The following is a 4,744-nucleotide window of genomic DNA, read 5'->3' as shown; positions in this document are numbered from 1 at the left end:
TGGGGGCCAAGGCGCGCTGGTGTCCGCCCGCTGTGCCCGTGGCAGTGGCAACGACGCCGAATTCGGTATTCAGGTCGAGCGCCAGGCCGTGGCCGTCTCAACGGGGAGTGTCGACCCTGCAACCGGAAACCTGGTGCCGGCCGACCTGGAAGCGGATATCGGCCGCCTCCGGCTGCTGGCCGGACTGATCACTATCGACCCGGCCCTGGCGCTGGACGCCACTATTGAAGGCAGCATCGGCGCCATGAGTGAAAGTGCTATCATGGAGCCGTCCTACCCGCTGTTCTGTGACCCGGTAACCGGCTGTGCCCGCATCGTCCATAATGATACCGAGGCGGGCGCAGAAGACATGGCTCTGAATGTCTTCGTCAATGACCTGCAGGCTTTGAGCGGCAGTATCGACCCTGACATCGTGAATGCCCTGAATCCGGTGATCGCGGCACTGCTAGCCGATGTCTCCCGGCAGCTGTTGCAGACACTGGTGACCCCCCTGGCGCAGACCCTGGGTATTGGGATTGGCGGAGTCCAGACCGGCATCGAGGCCGCCAACCAGAGCGGAGCACAGCTTATTGAAAACGTGATCGTTGTGCAGGAGTGAGCCTCTTATTGATACCAACGGCATACCACTGTTGTCAGACGCTGCAGCCTGGTGGTCGGGCCTGCCCGACGACTTTCTGACCTGGCTTATTGCGGGCGTCGCCCTATTTCTGGGAACAGTGCTGGTCATTCTTCTGGTCCGTCATCGTCGCCTCAAGCGGCAGTTTCATGGCCTCAATCTGCAGGCCGGATCCGCCGCGCGCTCACTGCGCAATGCCGACCGGGACCTGCGCACCCTTTTCGACCAGTCCGCCATTGCCGTCATGATGCTGGACCGTAGCACCCGCAACGTGCTCTATGCCAACGAAACGGCTCTCACCGCCTTCGGGGCGCGGACCCAGGAACAGCTGAGTTCAGACGTGATGCAGCGCCCTGATGCTTGGGGCAAGCCTCCCTTCAGCCTGCTGGATTTCGAGAACCTGTTCAATCGGGTGGGCAGCTCAGGCCTGCAGATGTTCGAGTGGCAAACCCTCGGAAAACACCAGCAGCCGCTATGGCTGGAAAGCTCGCTCTCGCTGATCTCTTTCAAGGGCGAGCAGGCGGTGATGTTCACCGGTGTCAACATCAGCTCCCGCAAGCACGCCGAGAAAGCCGAACGCTACCGCCATCAGGCCATGACCTCCATGGCCGGGGACAGCGGCCTACATGTGACCCTTGACCACCTGACTCACATGGCTGAGGTACGGCTCCCCGGCGCCCGCTGCGGCATCATGGTGCACGACGTGGAACGCCGGCGTTTGCGCTGGGCTGGCGGCCGCTCGGTGCCGGAAACCTTCCGGGAGCGGATGGACGGCCTGCCCGTGGCCTATGGTTCCGCCAGCAGCGGCACCGCGGTGTTCATTCGTGGTGGCGTCACCAGCCGCGACATCCGGACCGATGAGCGTTGGTCCGGTTTTCGGGAGGACGCCGAGAATGCCGGGATTCGGGCTTGCTGGTCAGAGCCCATCCTGGGCAGCGGTGGCGAGATGCTGGGAAGCTTCGATGTTTACCATGGGGCCCCCTGGAGCCCGGGCGACCAGGACATAGACGCCCTCACCGACCCGGTCGCCCTCGCCAGCCTCGCCCTCGAAAGACACCAGGTCAAGGGGCAGCTCGAACAGATGGTGCTTTCCGAGCAAATGGTGCGACGCATCAGCACCGACCTTCTGACCCTGGATGCCCACGAGACCGATCAGGGCATCACCCGCACACTACGGGCTCTGGGTGAGTATTTCAGGGCAGACCGGGTATTCCTCTGCCAGTTCGAGGCGAACAGCCAGCAACTGGCAATCAGTCATGAATGGGCGGGTGAGGATCGCCCTGCCCTGAGGCAGAAAGGCAAGGGTAAATACCCGGTTGCCATGATCCATCTGAAAAAGTTCATGGATGACAGGTCCAACCTGGTTCTGAAAGCGGGCCAGCCGGTTCCTCCGGAGATGGCCTTTCTGACCGACCTGCTGGCGTTGGACCGGAATGAGTCAGCACTGCTGGCCGGCGTGAAGCGCGACGACCGGATCGCCGGCGTACTGGTGATTCAATTGACCTCCGCAATCAATCCCTGGACACCGCAGCGTACCCAGACCACAGAACTCATGGCCAACCTCTTCGGTAGCGTGCTGACCCGCAATGAGTTGCTGCACTCCCTGACCTACCAGGCGGTGCACGACCAGCTCACCGGCCTGTACAACCGTCACAAGATCGAGAGCTTCATGGACCAGGAGGTTGCCCGTTGCGCACGCTACGGCAGCACATTCTCGGTGATCATTTTTGACCTGGACCATTTCAAGTCCATCAACGATCGCTTCGGGCATAACGAGGGGGACGCGGTACTGTCGGATGCCGCCCAGTTGATCAAAGCGGGGACCCGGGAGTCCGAGATCGCCGGCCGCTGGGGCGGCGAGGAATTCCTGGTGATCCTGCCGGAGACCCCGCTGGATAGCGCTGTGCTGGTGGCGGAGCGGTTGCGGGAAAGCGTCGCTAGCCACCGGTTCTCCATACCCGACCGGGTCACTATCAGTGTCGGGGTTGCCGCCTTTTTGCCCGGCGACACCCCCCATGAGGTGATCCAGCGGGCCGATGCGGCGCTCTACAGCGCCAAGGAGTCCGGCCGCAACTGTGTCAGATCCACGTTCTGACCATGTGGGCCCTCAGAACGAGCGCGCCACGATCTCCTTCATGATCTCGTTGGTGCCGGCGTAAATGCGCTGCACCCGCGAATCGGCCCAGGCCCGGGCGATGGGGTATTCCCACATGTAGCCATAACCACCGTGGAGCTGGACGCACTCATCCATCACCTTGCATTGCAGGTCGGTGGTGTGCTGCTTGAGCATGGCGGCGGTGGGAATATCCAGCTTCTTGTCCAGGTGCAGCTCCAGGCAGCGGTCGGTGAACACCCGGGCGGCGGTGATTTCAGCCTTGAGCTCGGCCAGCTTGAAGCGGGTGTTCTGAAAAGCCGCCACCGGCTTGCCGAACGCCTTGCGTTCCTTGACGTAGGCCAGGGTCCAGTCCCAGGCGGCCTCGGCGGCGGCCACCGCGGTGAGGGCCACCTGCAGGCGCTCGGCCGGCAGCTCCTGCATGAGCTGGAAGAAGCCCTGGCCTTCCATGCTGCCCAGCAGATGGGTGGCCGGTACCTTGACGTCCTGGAAGAACAGCTCGGAGGTATCCTGGGCCTTCATGCCCACCTTCTCCAGGTTCTGGCCTTTCTCAAAGCCTTCCCACGCCGATTCCACCAGGAACAGGCTGGTGCCCTTGGCGCCCTCCTTGGGGTCGGTCTTGGCCACTACGATCACCAGGTCGGCCATCTGGCCGTTGGTAATGAAGGTCTTGGAGCCATTGAGGAGGTAGTGGTCGCCCTGCTTGATGGCGGTGGTCTTGACCCCCTGCAGGTCGGAGCCGGCGCCGGGCTCGGTCATGGCGATGGCGCTGATCATCTCGCCGGTGGCCAGCTTGGGCAGGTAGTGCTTTTTCTGCTCCTCGGCGCCGTAGTTGAGGATGTAGGGGGCGACGATGTCCGAATGCAGGCCCCAGCCGATGCCGGAGGTACCGGCGCGGGCCAGCTCCTCCATGATCACCGCGCTGTAGCGGAAATCGGCGCCAACGCCGCCGTATTCCTCCGGCATGGTGGGGCACAGGAAGCCCAGCTCGCCGGCCTTAGTCCAGAGCTCACGGCTGACCTGGCCGTCCTTCTCCCACTGGCTGTGGTAGGGCACCGCTTCCTGTTCCAGGAATTTGCGCACCGAGTCGCGGAAGCCTTCAAGGTCGGCGTCGAAGAGAGTACGTGGGATCATGGTAAGCCTCTGTGTTTGACTGTCGGATAGCCACAGAGTCTCGGCGTCGGCGTGATTTTGCTCAATGGTGAAAATTAACAATCACAGTGGCCAAAACCATCGAAGGCCGCTGGCTCAGGACAGCTTGCCGCTGACCCGCTCCTCGCCCCAGCGGGGCATCAGGCCCTGGGGCACTCCCAGGTGATCCAGCAGCCGGGCAACGATGAAGTCCACCAGGTCCGCCACGGATTCGGGGTTGTGATAGAAGCCGGGGCTGGCGGGCATGATCACCGCACCCATGCGGGTCAGGCGCAGCATGTTCTCCAGGTGGACTTCCGAATAGGGCGCTTCCCGGGGCACCAGGATGAGCTGGCGGCGCTCCTTGAGGGCGACATCGCCGGCCCGCTCAATCAGGTTGTTGCTGGCGCCGGTGGCCAGCGCCGACAGGGTGCCGGTGCTGCAGGGGCAGACCACCAGCGGCGCCTTTTCACCGGAGCCGGAGGCCGGTGGCGCGAACCAGTCCTCACGGCCGAACACCAGGATCTGGTCCGGCTCGGCATCGCAGTAGCGGGTCAGTACTTCGGTCATGGCGGCCGGGGAGCCCGGCAGCTTGAGATCGGTCTCCGTGGCCATCACCACCTGGGCGGCGCGGCTCACCATCACATGCACGCGGCAACCCGCTGCCACCAGGCACTGCAGCAGGCGCAGACCGTACTGGGCACCGGAGGCTCCGGTCATGGCCAGATTGATGGTACGTCGGTTTACGGCCTTCTCCGGCTCAGTCAAATCGGCGCTCCAGTTGTTCGATCAGCTTGCGGTGAATACCGCCAAAACCACCGTTGCTCATTACGACAATATGGCAGGGCCGGCTCACCTCGGCCAACGCAAGTTCGATCAGCCGC

The 4,744-nt window shown here is 63.2% G+C and carries 4 protein-coding genes; 2 read left to right on the top strand and 2 right to left on the bottom strand.

The window, feature by feature from the left end; all coding sequences use genetic code 11:
* Positions 1 to 598, top strand: a 598-nt coding sequence (locus R3280_RS16060; RefSeq protein WP_318999619.1) for a hypothetical protein, incomplete at its 5' end; no start/stop codon positions are given.
* A gap of 31 nt (positions 599 to 629) precedes the next feature.
* Positions 630 to 2,711, top strand: coding sequence for a diguanylate cyclase (locus tag R3280_RS16055; protein WP_318999618.1), 2,082 nt, complete (start codon positions 630 to 632; stop codon positions 2,709 to 2,711).
* A gap of 12 nt (positions 2,712 to 2,723) precedes the next feature.
* On the opposite strand, the gene R3280_RS16050 is transcribed toward R3280_RS16055, so the two are convergent.
* Together R3280_RS16050 and R3280_RS16045 are read right to left on the bottom strand one after the other, a co-directional pair.
* Positions 2,724 to 3,863, bottom strand: coding sequence for an acyl-CoA dehydrogenase family protein (locus R3280_RS16050; protein ID WP_318999617.1), 1,140 nt, complete (start codon positions 3,861 to 3,863; stop codon positions 2,724 to 2,726).
* A 114-nt stretch (positions 3,864 to 3,977) separates the two neighbouring features.
* A complete protein-coding gene (locus R3280_RS16045) occupies positions 3,978 to 4,628 on the bottom strand; it encodes a flavin prenyltransferase UbiX (protein ID WP_413468796.1) in 651 nt (216 codons plus the stop codon).
* Positions 4,629 to 4,744 lie beyond the last annotated feature (116 nt).

The organism is Marinobacter sp. (assembly GCF_033722195.1).
In the GTDB taxonomy this organism is placed as follows: domain Bacteria; phylum Pseudomonadota; class Gammaproteobacteria; order Pseudomonadales; family Oleiphilaceae; genus Marinobacter.
Note: the sequence above shows the minus strand (reverse complement) of the source record. Positions and strands in the feature narration are given on the sequence as shown.